Genomic DNA, 17,823 nt, shown 5'->3' with positions numbered 1-17,823 from the left:
GGCCGGGCGTGGCCGTGCACGTCCAGTAGCGTGGACCCACGTCGACGAGGGGAGCGAGCCGCGATGCCGCAGACGGAGCCCGTTGGGCCGACGGAGCCGACGCGGGCGCGGCACGCCCTGCTGGCGGTGCACGCCCACCCGGACGACGAGTCGCTGTGGACCGGCGGCCTCCTCGCCCGTGCCGCGGACGCGGGACGCCCCACCGCCGTCGTCACCTGCACGGACGGGGAGCTCGCCGGCGGCGGCTCCTTCGCCGCGCCCGGCACCCGCACCAAGGAGTGGACCGAGGCCCTCGAGGTCCTCGGCGTCACCTCCTCGGCGATGCTGCCCTACCGCGACTCGGGCCGTCGCGGCCAGGGGCCCGGCTCCCTGTGCGCGGCGCCGTTCGACGACGTCGTCGCCGACCTCGTCGAGCGGATCCGCGCGTTGCGCCCGACCGCCGTCGTCACCTACGACGCGGCGGGCGTCTCCGGGCACCTCGACCACATCCGCGTCCACCGCGCCACCCTTGCGGCCGTCGAGGCCGCGGCGGTCCCCTTCCTGCTGCCCTCGCACGGCCCGGCGTGGGCCGTGGAGTCGGTCTGGCTGGTCACCGCCCCGTCCTCGCTGGTCGGCCACGCGGCCGCGATCGGCCTCGCGCCGGCGGACGTCCCCTCCACCCCGGACGAGCGCATCGCCGTCCCGCTCGACGTCCGCCCGTGGCTGGCCATCAAGTGGGCGGCCCTGCGCTGCCACGCCTCCGAGTTCGACCGCGGCGCGAGCGTTTCGGCATTCGCCGACCCCGCGCTGCGCCAACTCGGCCTCGGCACCGAGTACTTCCTCCACCGCCCCGGCCCGGGCGCGCCAACGGGGGCCGGGGTGCCTTCGCTCTGACGCCACGAAGTCGAGCTCCGGGTCGAACACCGCGTGCACGTGCGGGAGCTGCGTCGGCAGAGCGAGCCTGGTGAGCGGCTCCCGTGAGCGCGAGGCGTGTCGAGCCGCGGCCGGCGTACCCGCCTCTGCCGCCGTGGGAGTGGCCGTCGCCGGGCGTACGGATAGGGTCCGATGCATGAACCGGGCGGCCCGCTGTCCTTTTTCGTGGCGGGTATGCGTCAGAGGTGGGCCGGGGGTTCCGGCGGGGTGTCGCCGAGGAGCCAGCGGGCGCCCGGGCCGTGGGTGGCGGCGGTGTCGTCCGGGTTGTAGAGGGCGCACGTCTTCAAGGACAGGCAGCCGCAGCCCACACAGCCGCCCAGCTTGCGGCGCAGGAGCTGGAGTTCGGCGATCTGGTCGTCGATGCGACGCTGCCAGGCGCGGGCGACCGGGGCCCACTGGGCGGCGGTCGGCGCACGGTCGTCGGGCAGGCGGGCGAGCGCCTGACCGGCCTCGTCCAGCGACAGTCCCACCCGCTGCGCCGCGCGCACGAAGGCGAGGCGGCGCAGCATCGCCCGGTGGTAGCGGCGCTGGCCGCCCACCGTGCGCTCCGAGGAGATCAGGCCGAGCTCCTCGTAGTAGCGCAGGGCGGACGTGGCCAGCCCGCTACGCGCGGCCAGCTCGCCGATCGTCAGCCGGTCCGCCGACTGGGTCATGGGGTCCGTCTCCCGGAGTTCGCCGCTTACCTCAAGCGTGCTTGAAGTCTCACCCTACTGCGGCGACAGACCCCCGGAGAAAGCCGGCCCATGCCCTACGGGCGGGCGTAGGGCCGGGTCATGACCTCGGCTGCTCGGACGCCTGGAGGTGCTGCTGGGTATGGGACATCGGGGGTGTTTCTCCGGTCTCGGGGTGTGAAGGGCGCCGATACGGGCGCCGATACGGGCGCAGGGGGCTGAGACGCGGAGTGGGGGAAGGCCGCGTGCCCGCCTCGGGCTCACACCGAGGCCGGGAGCCTCACTCGTGTGTGGCCCATGGCCGACCCGGCAGTCACCTGTCCGACCTGAGTGACCGTCACCGGCGCGGACAACACGATTCACCGGCCAGCCGGTGCGCGTCCTAGAAGAAGCCGTGGAACGGGAGCACGGACAGCACGGCTCCGGCCAAAGCCGCCAGGACGCCGGCCCGAACGCCGCCCCAGCCGTGCGCGGCGGGCAGCGAGCGGGCGGGCGCGCTCAGACGCGTCTCCGACGGCGCGCTGTCGATCCTCGCCAGTGCGACCTGTCCGGCGAAGGCCGCCGGAGGGCGAGGGTGGACCCGGACCTCCCAGGGGTGCGCGCGGTCCTGGTCCACCACGACCGTGCGGCCGACCCGGAAGTCGTCCAGGTCCATCAGGTTCACCACCGCAGTGGCGTCGACGCGGCACCCGGGCCGGTCCTCCGGCGCGACGGTGAGGTCGAGGCGCAGCGGAACGTCGGGACCGTCCCCGACCGCGCGGACGGACTCGATCCGCGCCATGACGGTCTCCCACTGCGGCGGTTCGACGGCGCCGGCCGCCGCTGCCAGTCGCCTGCGTCGGCCCGCCAGGAGGAGGGCGAACGCGGCGATGCCCGTCCACGGCGCCAGGTTCGCACCGACGACGATCAGCGTCACGCTCCAGCCGGTGTCGTCGGCCAGGATGCCGGCCACGATCCCCCCGGCCTCGACACCCAGCACGACGCACAGCAGCAGCCCCACCCAGTACACCGCGTGTCCCTTCCCCCCGGCCGCTCTGGCCGGCGTGCGCAGCCTACTGGTGCCGGGCGGACCGCGGTGCCGACCGGCTCGGCGGCCCGACCCACGTCAGATCCAGTCGCGCTTCCTGAAGCCCAGGTAGAGCAACACGGAGATCACGATCATGGACCCGGTGGAGGTGAGGAAGCCCCACTCCCGGCCGAAGCCGGGGTAGGGGACGTTCTGCCCGTAGAAGCCCGTGATCGCGGTCGGGACGGCGATGATGGCGGCCCAGCTGGTGACCTTCTTCATGATCATGTTCATGCGGTTGCCCTGGACGGTGAGGTTCGTCTCCATGATGGAGCCGACCAGGTCGCGCAGTGACTCGGTCCATTCGGTGGCTCGCAGGACGTGGTCGTAGACATCCTGGTAGTAGGGGATCATCGGCTCGGCGACGATGTGCAGATCGCGGCGGAGCAGGGAGTTCACGACCTCCCGCATCGGCAGCACCACCCGGCGCAGATGCACCAGGGTCTTGCGCAGCTCGAACGAGCGGCGCTGCACCTCCTGGATCTGTCGGCGGCCCTCCTCGAACAGCAGGTCCTCCAACTGCTCCAGTCGGTCGTCGAGATCCTGTACGGCGGCGAAGTGACCGTCCACCACGAGATCGAGCAGCCCGTACAGCAGGAACCCCACCCCGTAGCGGGCCAGCTCCGGGGAGTCGTCCCACCGGGCGACGACCTCCTCGATGTCGAGCCGGTCGTCCGGCCGGACGGTGATCAGTGCGTTGGCGGTGATGAACACCGAGATCTCGCTGGTGCTCAGACCGTCGCCGTCCGGCTCGGCGCGGACCGCATAGGTGCTCAGGAAGGCGTGTGTGCGGTACCGGTCCAGCTTGGGGCGCTGGTGCTCGTGGCGGGCGTCCTCGACGGCCAGCTCGTGCAGCCCGAACTCCTCGGAGATCATGGCGAAGTCCTCCGGTGTGGGCGCGCACAGGTCCAGCCACACCACCGCGTCGGGATCGCCGACGTAGTCGGAGATGTCCTCGGAGGGAAAGTCCTCCAGGACGAGATTGCCGTCCCGGTACAGCCGAGTCCTTGCCATACGGCCACGATACGGGCGCGGGCCGCCCCCGGAGGGCGTCCTGATCAGAGCGTCGGTCTCGTGAGCGCTGAAGTCACTCCGACGGGGTTTGGCATGATGCCCGGATGATCGTTCCGATACCCCCTGTCGTTCCCGAGGGCCTGATGGGCGGCAGCGACCAGCCCGTCTTCGGCCTGGCCTGCGGCCTCGAGCTGCGTCCGTGGCGTGCCGACGACGCGCAGGTTCTCACGGACGCGTGCCAGGACCCGGACGTCCAGCACTGGAACCGCCCAGGGCGCCTGTCACTGCCCGACGCGCGGGCCCGGATCGCCCGCTGGGAGAAGCGTTGGCGGGACGAAGCGGCTGCGATCTGGGCGATCGCGGAGCACGGAGCGGGCGGCGCGGTGGGCCTGATCGGTCTGGGCGATGTCGATCTGAGAGGCGGGAGCGCCGAGTTCCTCTACTGGCTCCTCCCGGCCGGCCGCGGCCGGGGAGCGATGGTCGACGCGGTTCTCCGCGTCAGTCGCTGGGCGCTGGACGACCTCGGGCTGCATCGCCTCCGGATCACCCACTCCGTCGCCAACGCCGCCTCGTGCCGGGTGGCGGAGACGGCCGGCTTCGCCTTGGAGGGGACGATGCGCAGCGCCCTCCTCCACCAGGACGGCTGGCACGACGAACATCTCCACGCGCGTGTTCGAGGTGACGCCTGGCCGGAGTGATGACCTGCGCAGCGTCGACCGCCGTCTGCGGATGCACGGGCGGGGTGCCGACTTGACCTCAAGTGCGCTTGAAGTTGCACCCTCATGCCATGACGTTGACCACGGCAGATGCCGACACCCGCACGCTGTACGCCTTCGATGACCTGGCTGGGCTGATGGGCCGGATGGCCGGCGCCGACAAGCACGGGCCGGCCGCGAGTTCCACCCTGGACGTGCTCTGGGTCCTGTACGACCGGGTGCTGCGGGTTGTGCCGGAGGGCGCGGAGGATCCGGGGCGGGACCGGTTTCTGCTGTCGAAGGGCCACGGGCCGATGGCCTACTACGCGGTGCTCGCCGCCAAGGGGTTCATCGCGCCGGAGCAGTTGGAGACCTTCGGCGACTACGACTCGCCGCTGGGCCACCACCCCGACCGGACACTGATCCCGGGAGTGGAGATCGGCAGCGGCTCGCTCGGCCACGGGCTGCCGCTCGGGGTCGGGACCGCGCTGGGGCTGCGGGCGCAGGGGCTGCTGGACCCCGCCGTGTGGGTCCTGACCGGTGACGCCGAGCTGGACGAGGGAAGCAACCACGAGGCGATCGCCTACGCCGGCGCGGCCGGGCTGGACCGGCTGCACACCGTCGTGATCGACAACCAGTCCGCCACGCACGGCTGGTACGGCGGGATCGCCTCGCACTTCGCCGCCGCGGGCTGGTCGACGGCGACCGTCGACGGACGCGACCACGCCGTGCTGTTCGAGGCGTTCACCCGGCCGCATCCGGGACGGCCGCACGCGGTCGTCGCCGTCGTCGAGCCCAAGAACTGAACCGACCGGGGGAGTCCTGCCATGACCACTATCACCGACGCGACCATGCGTGACCGTTTCATCTCCACCGCGAGCGCCCTCCTGGACGAGGACCCGCGCCTCGCGGTCGTGCTGGCCGACATCTCCGCCACCGGCTTCGACGCGGCGGCCGCTGCGCACCCCGACCGTGTGATCAACGTCGGGATCCGTGAGCAACTGCTGGTCAGCGCGACCGGTGGCCTCGCGCTGACCGGGCTCCGCCCGATCGCGCACACCTTCGGCAGCTTCCTCGTCGAGCGGCCCTTCGAGCAGGTCAAGCTGGACCTCGGTCATCAGGGCGTCGGCGCGGTCCTGGTCAGCGCGCTCGGCTCGTTCGACTGGCCGGCCGGGGGCCGCACCCACATGTCCCCGGCCGACGTGGCCCTGCTCGACACGCTGCCCGGCTGGACCGTCCACGTCCCCGGGCACCCGGACGAGGCGGAGCTGCTGCTGCGCGACGCGGCCGCCGCCGACGGGCTCGTCTACGTGCGCCTGTCCCTGCAGCGCAACCCCAGGCCCGGCCGGTCACGCCCGGCCGGTTCCTGACCGCCCGTGAGGGACGAGGCGGGCCGGTGGTGATCGCGGTCGGGCCGGTGCTCGACGACGTGCTGGCCGGGGTCGAGGGCGTGGACGCGACGGTGCTCTACGCCTCGACGGTCCGCCCGTTCGACTCCGCGGCCCTGCGGGCCGCCCTCGCGGACCGGGGGAGCGGGAGCGCGGACGTGGTCGTCGTCGAGCCCTACCTCGCGGGCACCTCGACGCCGTTCGTCGCGGAGGCCCTCGCCGACCGGCCGCACCGCGTCCTGGGTCTCGGCGTCTCGCGCCAGGAGCTGCGGCACTACGGGACGATGCAGGAGCACATCGCCGCCCACGGCCTGGACGCCCGTTCCCTCCGGGAGCGGATCAGCGCGTGGGCGAGCCCGCAGGGCCTGTCCGCCCGGCCCTGGTAGCCGTCCTACCCCTGGTAGCCGCTGCCGTTGCGGCGGCCTCGCCAGCGCGCGAGGAAGTCGCCGACGCTGCCGAGATCGTCGCGCAGCGCGGGGGGCACCAGCGCACGCGGGCGATTGAAGCGCCAGACGATCCCGGTGAGCACCGCCGCGACGACGGCCACCAGGAAGAACAGCAGCACGACGAGAGCGAGCAGCGTCGCCGGGGCTCCGTGGAGGTGGTCGTAGCCCGCGGTGAGCACCACGAGCCCGAACGACGAGTCCAAGGCGACGGTCATGGGGACCACCGTCCGGAGCTGGCTGCGCCGCTGGCGCTCGGACCAGGAGGCGGGAGTGCGCAGGGCGGCCTCCGGCGCTCCGTTCCAGCGCCGTCGCGCCACCGTGTACGTCCGGGCGACGAAGGCCACCCACAGCAGCATCCACAGTACCCAGAAGCCCACGTGGCTCTCCCCCCTGAAAGCACGTCAGTGCGCCGAGTATGGGCCGCTTTCGGGCTGTGGGCCAGAGGGGAGGTGACGGCTGCGCGCGTCAGCGCCTGGTGAGGCGCATGAGGAACCAGACCAGCGCCGCCGCGGCGACCAGCAGGCCGCCGGAGAGCAGTGCGGCGACGTTCAGCCCGTGGACGAACGACTCCTGTGCCGCGCGCAGCAGGTTCCCGCCCTCGGCGGCCGGGAGGGCGCGGGAGGACTCGACCGCGCCGCCGAGCGAGTTACGGGCCGCTTCGGAGCTGCCCGCCGGGAGGCCGGACCGGTAGATCGCCGTGGTCACGGTGCCGACCAGGGCGATGCCGAGGGCCGTGCCCAGCTCGTACGCCGTCTCGGAGACGGCGGAGGCCGCGCCGGCCTTGGCGGCCGGGGACGCGTCCAGCACCATCGTGGTGGACAAGGCGTACACGGTGCCCTCGACCATGCCGATCGCCGTGAACGCGATGCCGATCACCAGGTAGGGCGTCGTGGCGTCCAGCCAGCCGAGCACGCCGATGCCGAGGCCCATCGCCAGCAGCGCGCCCGCCAGGGCGCGGCGGTGGCCGGCGCGCGCGGCGAGCCACGCGGCGACCAGCGCGCCGAGCGTGGACCCGGCGAACGCCGGCATGTCGGCGAGACCGGCCATCAGCGGCGAGTAGCCGCGGACCAGCTGGAAGTACTGGGCCAGGAAGAAGACGACGCCGGAGAGCCCGATCAGGGCGATCAGCGCGGCCAGCACGGCCGCCGTGAACCGGCGGTTGGCGAAGAGCCGCACGTCCAGCAGCGGCATGGGCAGCCGCAGCTGGCGGCGCCAGAACGTGGTCAGGCAGGCGACGCCGAGGACGCCGGCGAGCCAGACGTCCGGCCGGGCCAGGCCCTCGACCGCGCCCTCCTTGACGGCGTAGACCGCGCCGATGATGCCGACCAGCGACAGTCCCACGCTCGGCAGGTCCCACGCGCCCGGCTTCGGGTCGCGGGACTCGGGCAGCAGGCGGGTGCCCAGAACCAGCAGCACCAGCACCAGCGGCACGTTGATCAGGAAGACGGATCCCCACCAGAAGTGCTCCAGCAGCACGCCGCCCAGCAGCGGACCGGCCGCGGCGCCGGCGGTCGCCGCGGCGCCCCAGATGCCGATGGCGCGGGCGCGCTCGCGGTCGTCGGGGAAGAGAGTCCGGATCAGCGACAGCGTGGACGGCATGATCGTCGCGCCGGCGACGCCCAGCAGGGCGCGGGCGGCGATCAACCAGCCGGCGCTCGGGGCGTAGGCGGCCAGCAGGGAGGCGACGCCGAAGGCGGCGGCGCCGAGCAGCAGCAGCTTCCGGCGGCCGACGCGGTCGCTGAGTGAGCCCATGCTCACCAGCAGGCCGGCGATCACGAAGGAGTAACTGTCGCCGATCCAGAGCAACTGCGGCGCGGAGGGGTTGAGGCTCTCGCTGATGAAGGGCAGCGCGAGGACCAGCACGGTGGCGTCGACGGCCACCAGGAGCACGGCCAGGACGAGGACCGCGAGCGCGGTCCAGCGGGTGCGCGGGCTGCCCGCGGGCGCACCCGGGCGGTTATATCGGTAGGCGGAGGTGGTCTGCGGTACGGTCATGTCCGTGGTCATCGAAGGGTTCTCGGTCCTGGTTCGCGGGGAGGCGTGGTGAGCGGGGGATCAGCTGCCGGAACCGGGATGGTCCCGGCGGACCGCGCCGCCGAGGAAGAGCTCGGTCAGCGCACGGGTGCTCTCGCGGTGGGCGAGGCGTCCGTCCTGGACGGCCCAGCCGACGCCCGCGAGGAGGTCGAAGAACGCCTCGCTGAGCCAGGAGGCGGGCAGTTCGATCCGGAACGCGCCCGCCTGCTGGCCGCGCAGGAAGAGCGCGGCGACGCGGGCGTCGACCCGGTCCCAGGCGTCGTTGATCGCGTCCTCGTCGAAGAGCCGGCTCTCGCCGGAGATGAAGGCGACGAGCTGTGCGTGCGGAATCAACGCGTCCGCGAGACGCCGGACCGCTGCGACGGGGTCGCCCTCGTCGACGGTGGCGACGTCCAGGGCCGCCTCCATCCGCGCCAGGGCGAGCGCGCCGATCTCGTGGATCAGCGCCTCGCGGCCGGGGAAGAGGCGGTGCAGGGTGGCCCGGCTGATGCCGGCGGCGCGCGCGATCTCGTCCATCGCCGCGGTGGGCTGCCGTGAGAGCAGCCCGACGGCGGCGAGGAGGACGGATTCGCGATCGGTGGCCATGCTTCAAGGATATATCAACTGAGACAGTCTTGTCTCATCAGATATTCAGTTGTCTTGTGAACGAGTCGCCCAGACGGACCCGCCCCGGCCTCAGGACCTGCGCATACACCCCCACACAGGGCTCGGCGGGCCGTCCCGGCAGGGCGGGCACGCGATGGTGGACGGACGGGACGCGCAGCGTGTCCGGATCACGCGGGAGCGGACCGTGCGCCAGCGTCGGCACCGCGCAGCGCGGGGTCGACGCGACGACGCGCAGCACCAACTCGGGCCCCACCCGCCACTCCCGCCCGGCCCAGGCGTGTTCGGCGAACGGCCCCTCGCCGGTGTCCAGCACCAGGTTGGGCCGAAACCGCTCCGCCTCCACCCGCCCGCGTGCGCTCAACGCGCCGATCCGGGCCAGCGTCGCCGTGGTCACCAGATGCAGCGGCGCGAAGTCGAAGAACGTGCCCGGGGGCGCGGCCGACCCGAAGGCCACGACATCCGCGTCCACCTCGGCCGCCTCGCCGTCGCGCAGCACCTGCTCGGGACGGGCGCGGTCCAGGCACGCGCCGACCGGCGGCGTGTCGATCAGCGTGACCGACCGGCGGAGGGCCGCGGAGAGCAGCGCGTCGGCGGCCGGGTCCCCGGCGTCCCACGCGGACGCGTCGTCGTGGCGCCGGATCCGCACCGCGGGCCCCTCGGCGAGCGTCGCGCGGAACGACAGCAGGCCCCGCCAGAGCCGTGGCTGCTTTGCGCTGGCCACCTTGCCCGTCGCGAGGTCGAGAACCGCCAGCCGCCGGTCGCCGTCCAGCCCGCGCTCGGTCACGGCGGCCTCGTCCAGGGCCTCGCCCAGCATCGACTTCACCGGATAGCGCCACAGCGCGGCGACCGTGCAAAGGGCTGTCGCGGAGTCGGGGGAGGCGCTCGTCACCGCAGGCCCGTCCGGTGTGCCGCGTCCAGCGCGGCGAGCTCCCGCGCGGACAGACGCAACCCGGCGGCCGCGACGTTGGCCTCCAGATGGCCCGGGTCTCCCGTACCCGGAATGGCCAGCACATGTGGGCCCTGATGCAGCGTCCACGCAGTCCGGAGCTGGGCGGTGCTGACGCCGTGGTCGCGGGCGACCGCCTGGAGCGCCTCTGGCTCGGGGCCGCCCGCACCCCGCTCCCCTCCGGCGCCCGCGATCGCGTAGAAGGGGACGAAGGCGATGCCCTGCTCGCCGCAGGCACGCAGGAGTTCGTCCTGTTCGGCGGTGGCCGCGCCGAGGCCGAACCGGTTCTGCACGCAGACCACCGGCGCGATCGCCTGGACCTCCTTCAGGTGGTGCGGGCGGACGTTGGACAGGCCCAGGTGGCGGATCAGCCCCTGCTCCCGCAGGTCCGCCAGCACGCCGAAGCGCTCGGCGATCGGGGCGTCGCCGAGGATCCGCAGGTTCACCACGTCGAGGTGGTCGCGGCCGAGCTGGCGCAGGTTCTCCTCCACCTGGCCGCGCAACTGCGCCGGACCGGCGTGATCGGTCCACGCGCCGGACGGGTCCCGGCCGGGCCCGACCTTGGTGACGACGACGAGGCCGTCCCGGTAGGGGGCCAGGGCACGGTTGATCAACTCGTTGGCGCTGCGGGTGGCGGAGAAGTAGAACGCCGCGGTGTCGATGTGGTTCACGCCGAGCTCGACGGCTCGCCGCAGGACCCGGATCGCCTGGTCCCGGTCGCGCGGCGGGGAGTCGGGATGAAAGGCCGCACCGGTCTGTGGCAGGCGCATGGCGCCCAGGCCGATCCGGTTGACGGTGAGGTCGCCGAGCGTCCAGATCCCGGCCGCGGCGGCGGGGAGCGAGTCGGCGGCCGGGGTCGTGGTTGTGTTCTCTGTGGTCACGCCGGGAATGATCGCCGCCTGGTCGGGCGGCCGCCATCGATTAAGCGGCCGTGCCGTCGCCAAGATGCCGCCCCTGCGGCGGAGGCCCGCTGACGCGGCCCCCGTGGCCCCAACCCTCGGCTCTCAAGCCTCGGCCTTCAGCCCTCGGCCCTCAGTCCTCCGTCATCGCCCGATAGAGCCGCCGCAGGGCGCGGTCCAGCGGACGGCCGTGCAGGGTGAGCCCCGTCGGGCCCAGCTCGTCCAGGGCGGGTGCGGCGGTGAGCTCGTCACCGCCCGGAGGCGGGTAGGGGGCCGGCTCCGTCCAGAAGCCCGTCGGGGTCGGCGTGAGCGGCTCCGGGCCGGACGGGCTCGGCGTGCGGCGCAGGTGGGCGAGGACCCGGACGCGGTCGCGGCCGCGCCAGCGCAGCAGCAGGAACGGGTCCTGGTCGAAGACCAGGGCGAGCGCACCGAGCAGCGCCGCGACGTGTCGGCACACCGCGCCGTCCGGCCCCCCGGTGCGCCCGCAGGCGCAATCGAGGGTGAGCTCCGTCGCCCGCGCGGGCAGCAGCGGCAGGCCGACCCGGGCCAGCAGCCCGTCCGTGTCCGGCGGGAGCTCGTCGGCGAGCAGGCGGCGGCGCACCGGGAGCAGGGCCTCCTCCGCCAGCCGCCACTGGTCGGCGTCGAAGACGGCGAGGTCCGCCCACACGTCCACGCCGCCGACCCGGGCCCGCGCCGAACCCGGCGTCACGGACACCTCCCGCACCTGCGCCGAACCGCCCGCCTCCCGCATCTGCGCCGCGTACAGGCCGATGCCCAGGGACTCGACGCGGGCCAGGAACCGCTCCGACCACGGCAGCATGCTCACAGCTCGCTCACCGCCTCCTCTGCCAGGGACAGCACGTCCGCCAGCGCGTCGGGGGACAGCGCCGTCAGCACCTCCAGCACGCCCGCGTCGGCCGGCAGGCCCTCGCCGATCACGGCGTCGGCCAGCGCCCGCTTGGCGGTGAGGAGTTCGTCCACCCGCTCCTCGACGGTGCCCACGCACACCAGCCGCCGCACCTGGACGTCCCGGCGCTGGCCGATCCGGAAGGCACGGTCGGTGGCCTGCTCCTCGACCGCCGGGTTCCACCAGCGGTCCAGGTGCACCACCTGGTTGGCGGCCGTCAGGTTGAGGCCGGTGCCGCCCGCCTTGAGCGAGAGCAGGAAGACGGACGGCTCCCCGTCCTCCTGGAACGCGTCCACCAGCGCGCGCCGTTCGGGCTCGGGCACGCCGCCGTGCAGGAACCGCACCCGGCAGCCGAGGCGGCGGCGCAGGTAGGGCTGGAGCAACTTGCCGAACTGCGCGTACTGGGTGAAGCAGAGCGTGGTGTCGCCCTCCGCGAGCGCCTGCTCCAGGATCTCCTCCAGCAGCGCCACCTTGCCGGAGCGGCCCGCGACGCGCACCGCGCCGCCGCGCGCGCCCTCCCCGGTGAAGAGCGCCGGATGGTCGCATACCTGTTTGAGGCGGGTCAGCGCGGCGAGCACCGAGCCGCGCCGCTCCAGATCCCGCGTGTAGCCGAACCCCTTGATCCGCTGGAGCAGCCGGGTGACGACGGCGCGGTAGAGCGCGGCCTGCTCCACCGTCAGATTGCACAGCACCGTCATCTCCTGCTTGCGCGGCAGCTCCGCCGCGATCGCCGGATCGGTCTTGACGCGGCGCAGCACGAACGGCTCGGTACGGCGGCGCAACAGCGCCGTGGCGCGCTCACTGGCGTTGCGCTCGATGGCGACGGAGTACCGCTCCTTGAACTGCTCCGCCGTGCCGAACAGGCCCGGGTTCGCGAAGTCGAGCAGCGAGTGCAGATCCGCCAGGCGGTTCTCCACCGGCGTGCCGGTGAGCGCGACGCGGTGCGTGGCGGGCAACGCCCGTACCGCGCGGGACTGGAGCGTCGCGGCGTTCTTCAGATGCTGGGCCTCGTCGGCGACCACCCGGTGCCAGGCGACGGCGCGCAGCGCGGTGAAGTCGCGGGCCGCCAGGCCGTAGGTGGTGAGCACGACGTCCGCGCCGAGCGCGGCCTCGCGCACCCGCGCCGCGCCGCCGCGCCGGGCGCCGTGGTGCACGTGCACGCGCAGCATGGGCGCGAAGCGCGCACACTCCCGCTCCCAGTTGCCGAGCAGGGACATCGGCACCACGACGAGCGTCGGCGCGCCCGGAGGGGCGCCGGTGCCGCCCGCGTACTCGGCCGCGAGCAGGGCGAGCGTCTGCACGGTCTTGCCGAGGCCCATGTCGTCGGCGAGCACCCCGCCGAGGCCCAGCCGGGCGAGCTGCGCGAGCCAGGCCACGCCGTCGTGCTGGTAGGGACGCAGCTCGGCGGTGAAGCCCTCGGGCAGGGGGACGGGCGCGGGCGCACCGGCCGCCGTGGTGCTCCCGCTTCCGTCCGCGCTCCCGCCCTCGGTTCCGTCCTCGCTTCCGCCGGAGAGGCGGGTGATCAGCTCCCGCAGCCGGCCCTCGACCTCGACGGCGAGGACCGGCAGCCCCGCGGGCTCGCGCGCGTCCAGCATCAGCCCGAGCACCTCGGACACGGCCATCTCCCCGGAGCCCTCGCGGGAGAGGAACGCCGTGGCCGCGGCGAGCCGCTCCGGATCGGCCACGACCCAACGGCCGCGCAGCTGGACGAGGGTGTCCTTCGCGTCCGTCAGCAGCGCCAGCTCCTCGACGGTCAGCGGCTCGCCGCCGAGGGCGAGCTGCCACTGGAAGGCCAGCAGCTCGTCGCGACCGACCGTGCTCTCCTGCTCGACCACGCCCGCCTGCGCCGGTCGCGCTGCCAACAGCAGCCCGAGCGAGGGGGGCTCACGCCACCAGGACGGCAACAGCACCTCGAACCCCGCCTCGGCGAGCCGGGGCGCGGCGTCCCGCAGGAAGGTGAGGGCCTCCGACCGGTCCAGCCACCGGCCCTGCGGCCGGCCCTCGTCGGCGAGGACGGCCACCAGCGGATGCGTGCGCGCGGCGCGCCGCAGCTCCAGCACGAACAGGCCCTCCGGCGCCGGGACCGTCTCCGCCAGCACCTCGGCCCCCGCGCGACCGGCCCACAGGTCCTCGGCGGTGACGACCTGCGAGGGCTCGTCGGCTGGGGAGAGGAGCAGCTCCAGCCACCAGCGGTCCTCGTCCTCCTCGGCCTGCCCGAACGGCTCGACCAGCCGGAAGCCCAGCCGCAGCCCGCTGCCTGAGGCGCCCTCACCCGGCGCGCGCCAGCGGCGCAGGCGCTCGGCCAGCGCCCGCCAGCGCTCGGCCGGGCCCGGCAGCGCGCCCTCCTCGGCGCACAGCGCGGCGACGAGCGCCGCGACGTCCCCGCCCTGCCCTGGCTCGACCGGCACCGAGGCGAGCCGTGCCCGCGTCTCCTCGTCGACGAGCACCCCGAGCAGCTCCTCCGCCAGGGCCCCGGCCCCGCGCCGCGCCCCGGCCTCCGCCCGGCACACATGCGGACACGCGGCCACCAGCCCCGCCAGCTCCCCCAGATCCGCCCCCTGCGGCGCCGCCACCCACCGCGCATACGCACGCGCCGGCCCGTCGGCTCCGCCGACGGGGCCGTGGGGCAGGTCGCCGCTGGGGGAGCTCGCGGTGAGGCTTGCGGCGGCTACCGGTCCTTGGGCGGGGCCGGAGGCCGGCTGCGCGGCCGGGCCGTGGTCGTCCGGGGAGCCGGAGGGGGTGCGACCCCGTAGCGTGACCGCGGGGAGGACCCGGCCGCGGCCGGAGAGGCGCCAGGCGAGGTCGTGGAGGGCGGTGAGCCAGCGCAGGGACGCGCCGTAGGCGGCCTCGACCGGGCCCAGGCCCGGGAGGTCGGGGTGGACCGCCTGGCGGTCGGGGGAGTGGAGCGCGCCGAGAAGCTGCGCGGCCTGGCCCGGGGTGAAGAGCAGACTCGGGACCCGCCACGGCGTCAGCCGCGCCGCGGCGCGGCGTTCGTGGGCCGAGGGGAAGGCGATCTCCGGAGAGGGGAGCGGCGCGCCCTCGGCGGTGGGGAGCAGCAGGCGGGTGTCGTCCTCCGCCGCCTGCTCGGTGAGCCAGGCGAGGCCGGGCCCCACGGCCGACAGCAGCGCGCGCAGTGCGGCGGGGGGACAGGCGAAGGGGTGCAGGCCCGCCTCGGCGTCCGGCGGGGCGATCGGGCGGGCGGCGTCCTCCGCCCAGAGCGCGAGGCGCCGGTCCGCGCGCCAGATGCCGTGCAGCGCGAACATCGCCTCACCCGCTCCCGGTCTGCCGGGGGACGGCTGCTCCGTCCACCTCCGACCTGCAGCCTAAGCGGGGCCACCGACAGAATCCGCACCGCCGGAGCCGCGACGGGGGCACGGCGCCGGCGGTGTCCGCGCGTCGGGCTCCGGCAAGAGAGCCCGACGCGCAATCAGCTCTGGTTGTAGAAGCCGGAGTCGTCCGAGGCGTTGTCGATGACCACGACCTCGATCTCGGGGGGCGCCAGCAGGAAGACCCGGCGGGCGATCCGCTCCATCGTGCCGCGTGTGCCGAAGACCAGGCCGGAGGCGAAGTCGATCAGGCGCTTCGCGTCCGGATCGGCCATCTGGCTGAGATCCATGATCACCGGGGTGCCGACGCGGACGTGCTCGCCGATCTCACGGGCGGACTCGAAGCCGGTCGGGCGGACCTGGGTGATCTTGGGGGACAGCGGTGCCGCGTCGGGCTCCGGGGAGTCCCACGGCTCCTCGTAGTCCGGGACCGCCACCGGGTACCTCCCCGACGGCGACAGCCACCCGCGGTAGTCGTCACGCAGTGCTGCTCCCATGCCCAACCTCCCCATCTATCCTGCTGCCCCGTGTGGTGCCCGCGATTTCGGCATTGAACCGGTGCGTGGCGGGCTTCTTGCTGACGTGGTTTCCCACGATGCTGTCCGAGTATCGCATTGATCACCGACAAGGCACCCGTCCGGACGCCTCGCCGCGCCGTCTGTGTCAACCGTTCTGACGATTCATTCGGACGTGGCGGCGATTCAGCTGGTTCCACTCGAACAGATATGCGATTTTTTGTTCGCCGGATCTGCTGACTTCGATGCAGACCCGGTTTCGCGCGCGCCCCGAGGGGCACATTCCGGACTCGCGGTCGTGCACACGGCCTTGCGGTTCCGGCGTCACGCTACTCGCCCGTGACGCCGTCGATCCGTTCGCGGAGCAGGTCCGCGTGTCCGTTGTGGCGGGCGTACTCCTCGATCATGTGGATGTAGATCCACCGCAGCGGCACCTGCTCGCCGCGACGGGTGCCGGTGTCGTCGAGCGTGCGCGCCCCGGCCAGCTCCCTGGCCAGCGCGACCTCCTGACGCCAGGTCGACACGGACGCCTCCACGTCGGCCGTGTCGACCTCGTCGAAGTCGCCGTCGGGCGACTGCTCGGTCCAGAAGTGCGCCGGCGCGTCCTGCCCGCCGAGCACGACGCGGAACCAGTACCGCTCCACGTCCGCCAGGTGGCGGACGAGACCGAGCAGGGAAAGCGTCGACGGCGGCGCGGAACGTTCGCGCAACTGGGCCGCGTCGAGGCCGGCGCATTTGACCGCCAGCGTGTCCCGGTGCCACTCGAGGAAGCTTTCGAGCATGACCCGCTCAGCCTGGAGGTAGGGCGGATCGGCCCGCTCGTCCTTGGCGGGAATGACGATCTGACGGTCCCTCGGGTCGAAGGAGTCGGAGGAACTCATGCGCCTATGATTGCGGGCTCTGACGTTTTCCGGCCACGGATTTGTCGGATGAGCCAGAAAGCGGCATATTCGAAATCGATCAGAGATTCGATTCGACTGCGTCGGACTCGCGCGGGCCGACGGACCGGCCGCGCAGCGCCGCCCTCGGGGCCAGCAGCCGCGCGCCTGCGGCCAGCCCCAGTGTCAGGGCCGTGACCACGCCGAAACTGACGCGCAGTGACGTCGCCTGCGCGATCAGACCGACCGTGGCCGGGGCGATCAGGCCCGAGGTGTAGGTCACCGTCGCCACGCCCGCGATCGCCCGGCTCGGGTTGTCCCCACTGTGCCCGGCCGCCGCGAAGCAGAGCGGCACCACCACGGCGATGCCGACGCCGAGCAGCGCGAAGCCCGCGATGGCCTGCACGGCGCTGCCGGCGGTCACCACCAGCAGGCCGCCCGCCGTGGCCAGCGCGCCGCTGCCCCGCGTGGCGCGCACGGCTCCGAAGCGCCGCACGGCCGCGTCGCCCGAAAGGCGCGCGGCCGCCATGGTGCCCGCGAACGCGGTGTAGCTCGCCGCCGCCACGGCTGGCGCGGCGCCCGCGACGGACCGCAGGTACACCCCGCTCCAGTCCCCGCCCGCGCCCTCGGCGAAGACCGCGCAGAAGCCCACCAGCCCGATCGCGAAGGCGGAACGCGGCGGCAGGGCGAACCGCGGCGGCGCCTCCTCCTCCGGCTCCGGCCGCACGTCCAGCAGCCCGCGGCAGGCCGACAGGGCGAGCAGCGCCAGACACGCCGCCATGGCCGGCAGGTGCGCGGAGCCGGGCACGGCGAGCGCGGCGGCGGCGATCCCGACGCCGGAGGCGAGCAGCCCGCCGACGCTCCACATCCCGTGCAGCCCCGACATGACGGACCGACCGAGCCGCGCCTCCACCTCCACGGCCTGCGCGTTCATCGCCACATCCGCGACGCCGGCCGTCGCGCCGTAGACGAGCAGCGCCATGACCAGCAGCGGCAGGTTGGGCGCCAGCGCGGGCAGTGCCAGCGCGGCGGCGTAGAGGCAGATCAGCAGCCCGTTCCCGGCGCGGTGTCCGCGCGCGTGCAGGACGCGCCCCGCGAGCGGCATCGAGGTGAACGACCCGATGGCGGGCGCGACCAGGGCGAGGCCCAACTGTCCGGCGGACAGGTGCAGATGGTCCTTGATCCAGGGGATCCGGGTCGCGAGGCTCCCGGCCGCCGCGCCGTGGATGGCGAAGACCGCCGCGACCGAGCGCCGCGCGCGGCGCAGTGTGCGCGTCTCCTGCGCGTCGTGCCCACTCCCCATGCCGCCCCCACCGTCTATGGTCCGTACCAAGATCCTAGGGGCGGATTCCGTTTCGCGACCCGGTCGGTCAGCATGCGGACGGGCGCGGTGGACGCGGAGGAAGGCGCGGAGAAAGAGCGGGGAGTGTCCCCGGTGATCACTGGAGGCCCGCACATGCGAGAGGAAGTTCACTCCGAGGCTCGCTTGTGCCATGCTACGAGTGACGAAGGGGCAGCAG

At 73.8% G+C, this 17,823-nt stretch carries 16 protein-coding genes and 1 pseudogene; 4 read left to right on the top strand and 13 right to left on the bottom strand.

Translation table 11 applies throughout. The annotated features are described in order from the left end of the window. The first annotated feature begins 63 nt into the window (after positions 1-63). Positions 64-873: a PIG-L deacetylase family protein gene (locus tag TR48_RS15365; protein WP_042367251.1), complete on the top strand. Its 810-nt coding sequence runs from the start codon at positions 64-66 to the stop codon at positions 871-873. Positions 874-1,091: 218 nt separating this feature from the next. Here the strand turns inward: TR48_RS15365 and soxR are convergent, their stop codons facing one another. The 3 genes from soxR to TR48_RS15350 form a co-directional block, all read right to left on the bottom strand. Beyond that, positions 1,092-1,565: a redox-sensitive transcriptional activator SoxR gene (gene soxR / locus TR48_RS15360; protein ID WP_042367249.1), complete on the bottom strand. Its 474-nt coding sequence runs from the start codon at positions 1,563-1,565 to the stop codon at positions 1,092-1,094. A gap of 400 nt (positions 1,566-1,965) precedes the next feature. After that, positions 1,966-2,592, bottom strand: a complete 627-nt coding sequence (locus TR48_RS15355; RefSeq protein WP_052442689.1) for a hypothetical protein — start codon at positions 2,590-2,592, stop codon at positions 1,966-1,968. A 96-nt stretch (positions 2,593-2,688) separates the two neighbouring features. After that, on the bottom strand, positions 2,689-3,663 hold the full coding sequence (locus tag TR48_RS15350) for a magnesium transporter CorA family protein (protein WP_042367247.1): 975 nt from the start codon (positions 3,661-3,663) through the stop codon (positions 2,689-2,691). 104 nt (positions 3,664-3,767) lie between these two features. On the opposite strand from TR48_RS15350, the gene TR48_RS15345 reads away from it, so the two are divergent. The 3 genes and pseudogenes from TR48_RS15345 (at position 3,768) to TR48_RS15335 (ending at position 6,132) form a co-directional block, all read left to right on the top strand. Then, positions 3,768-4,361 carry a GNAT family N-acetyltransferase gene (locus tag TR48_RS15345; RefSeq protein WP_042367245.1) on the top strand — a complete coding sequence of 198 codons (594 nt, stop codon included), beginning with the start codon at positions 3,768-3,770 and terminating at the stop codon, positions 4,359-4,361. Between the two features lie 89 nt (positions 4,362-4,450). Then, positions 4,451-5,164 (top strand): thiamine pyrophosphate-binding protein, encoded by a 714-nt coding sequence (locus tag TR48_RS15340; RefSeq protein ID WP_174501705.1) that lies wholly within the window; start codon positions 4,451-4,453, stop codon positions 5,162-5,164. A 21-nt stretch (positions 5,165-5,185) separates the two neighbouring features. Further along, a pseudogene (locus TR48_RS15335) lies at positions 5,186-6,132 on the top strand (transketolase family protein). A 5-nt stretch (positions 6,133-6,137) separates the two neighbouring features. Here the strand turns inward: TR48_RS15335 and TR48_RS15330 are convergent. From TR48_RS15330 to TR48_RS15285, 10 genes are all read right to left on the bottom strand, one after another. Further along, positions 6,138-6,569 (bottom strand): hypothetical protein, encoded by a 432-nt coding sequence (locus TR48_RS15330; RefSeq protein ID WP_042367243.1) that lies wholly within the window; start codon positions 6,567-6,569, stop codon positions 6,138-6,140. 88 nt (positions 6,570-6,657) lie between these two features. Then, on the bottom strand, positions 6,658-8,199 hold the full coding sequence (locus tag TR48_RS15325) for an MFS transporter (RefSeq protein ID WP_042367241.1): 1,542 nt from the start codon (positions 8,197-8,199) through the stop codon (positions 6,658-6,660). Between the two features lie 48 nt (positions 8,200-8,247). Then, the gene (locus TR48_RS15320; protein WP_042367239.1) at positions 8,248-8,811 is read right to left on the bottom strand and encodes a TetR/AcrR family transcriptional regulator; all 564 of its coding nucleotides are present in this window, start codon (positions 8,809-8,811) and stop codon (positions 8,248-8,250) included. 37 nt (positions 8,812-8,848) lie between these two features. Beyond that, positions 8,849-9,721: an MOSC domain-containing protein gene (locus tag TR48_RS15315; RefSeq protein ID WP_236652160.1), complete on the bottom strand. Its 873-nt coding sequence runs from the start codon at positions 9,719-9,721 to the stop codon at positions 8,849-8,851. Beyond that, complete coding sequence (locus tag TR48_RS15310) at positions 9,718-10,668, bottom strand: aldo/keto reductase (protein WP_236652164.1); 951 nt, start codon at positions 10,666-10,668, stop codon at positions 9,718-9,720. The genes TR48_RS15315 and TR48_RS15310 overlap by 4 nt, the downstream gene beginning before the upstream one ends. Positions 10,669-10,810: 142 nt before the next feature. Next, on the bottom strand, positions 10,811-11,503 hold the full coding sequence (locus TR48_RS15305; protein ID WP_152627986.1) for a hypothetical protein: 693 nt from the start codon (positions 11,501-11,503) through the stop codon (positions 10,811-10,813). Continuing rightward, entirely contained in the window at positions 11,500-14,847 is a 3,348-nt protein-coding gene (locus tag TR48_RS15300) for a DEAD/DEAH box helicase (RefSeq protein WP_042367233.1), read from the bottom strand. Before TR48_RS15300 ends, TR48_RS15305 begins: the two co-directional genes overlap by 4 nt. A 164-nt stretch (positions 14,848-15,011) precedes the next feature. After that, a complete protein-coding gene (locus TR48_RS15295; protein ID WP_042367230.1) occupies positions 15,012-15,407 on the bottom strand; it encodes a cell division protein SepF in 396 nt (131 codons plus the stop codon). Between the two features lie 347 nt (positions 15,408-15,754). Continuing rightward, on the bottom strand, positions 15,755-16,306 hold the full coding sequence (locus TR48_RS15290; protein ID WP_201777121.1) for a DinB family protein: 552 nt from the start codon (positions 16,304-16,306) through the stop codon (positions 15,755-15,757). Between the two features lie 79 nt (positions 16,307-16,385). Beyond that, entirely contained in the window at positions 16,386-17,606 is a 1,221-nt protein-coding gene (locus TR48_RS15285; protein ID WP_042367228.1) for an MFS transporter, read from the bottom strand. Between the last annotated feature and the right edge of the window lie 217 nt (positions 17,607-17,823).

It is taken from the genome of Streptacidiphilus neutrinimicus (assembly GCF_000787815.1).
In the GTDB taxonomy this organism is placed as follows: Bacteria; Actinomycetota; Actinomycetes; order Streptomycetales; family Streptomycetaceae; genus Streptacidiphilus; species Streptacidiphilus neutrinimicus.
The sequence above is the reverse complement of the archived record's forward strand: the minus strand, read 5'-3'. Positions and strand labels throughout refer to the sequence as shown.

Excerpts from the sequence above, each read along its gene's own strand:
- TR48_RS15285 (WP_042367228.1), bottom strand. The coding sequence starts at position 17,606 with ATGGGGAGTGGGCACGACGCGCAGGAGACGCGCACACTGCGCCGCGCG.
- TR48_RS15350 (WP_042367247.1), bottom strand. The coding sequence starts at position 3,663 with ATGGCAAGGACTCGGCTGTACCGGGACGGCAATCTCGTCCTGGAGGAC.
- TR48_RS15320 (WP_042367239.1), bottom strand. The coding sequence starts at position 8,811 with ATGGCCACCGATCGCGAATCCGTCCTCCTCGCCGCCGTCGGGCTGCTC.
- soxR (WP_042367249.1), bottom strand. The coding sequence starts at position 1,565 with ATGACCCAGTCGGCGGACCGGCTGACGATCGGCGAGCTGGCCGCGCGT.
- TR48_RS15365 (WP_042367251.1), top strand. The coding sequence starts at position 64 with ATGCCGCAGACGGAGCCCGTTGGGCCGACGGAGCCGACGCGGGCGCGG.
- TR48_RS15325 (WP_042367241.1), bottom strand. The coding sequence starts at position 8,199 with ATGACCACGGACATGACCGTACCGCAGACCACCTCCGCCTACCGATAT.
- TR48_RS15300 (WP_042367233.1), bottom strand. The coding sequence starts at position 14,847 with ATGTTCGCGCTGCACGGCATCTGGCGCGCGGACCGGCGCCTCGCGCTC.
- TR48_RS15345 (WP_042367245.1), top strand. The coding sequence starts at position 3,768 with ATGATCGTTCCGATACCCCCTGTCGTTCCCGAGGGCCTGATGGGCGGC.
- TR48_RS15295 (WP_042367230.1), bottom strand. The coding sequence starts at position 15,407 with ATGGGAGCAGCACTGCGTGACGACTACCGCGGGTGGCTGTCGCCGTCG.
- TR48_RS15290 (WP_201777121.1), bottom strand. The coding sequence starts at position 16,306 with ATGAGTTCCTCCGACTCCTTCGACCCGAGGGACCGTCAGATCGTCATT.
- TR48_RS15340 (WP_174501705.1), top strand. The coding sequence starts at position 4,451 with ATGACGTTGACCACGGCAGATGCCGACACCCGCACGCTGTACGCCTTC.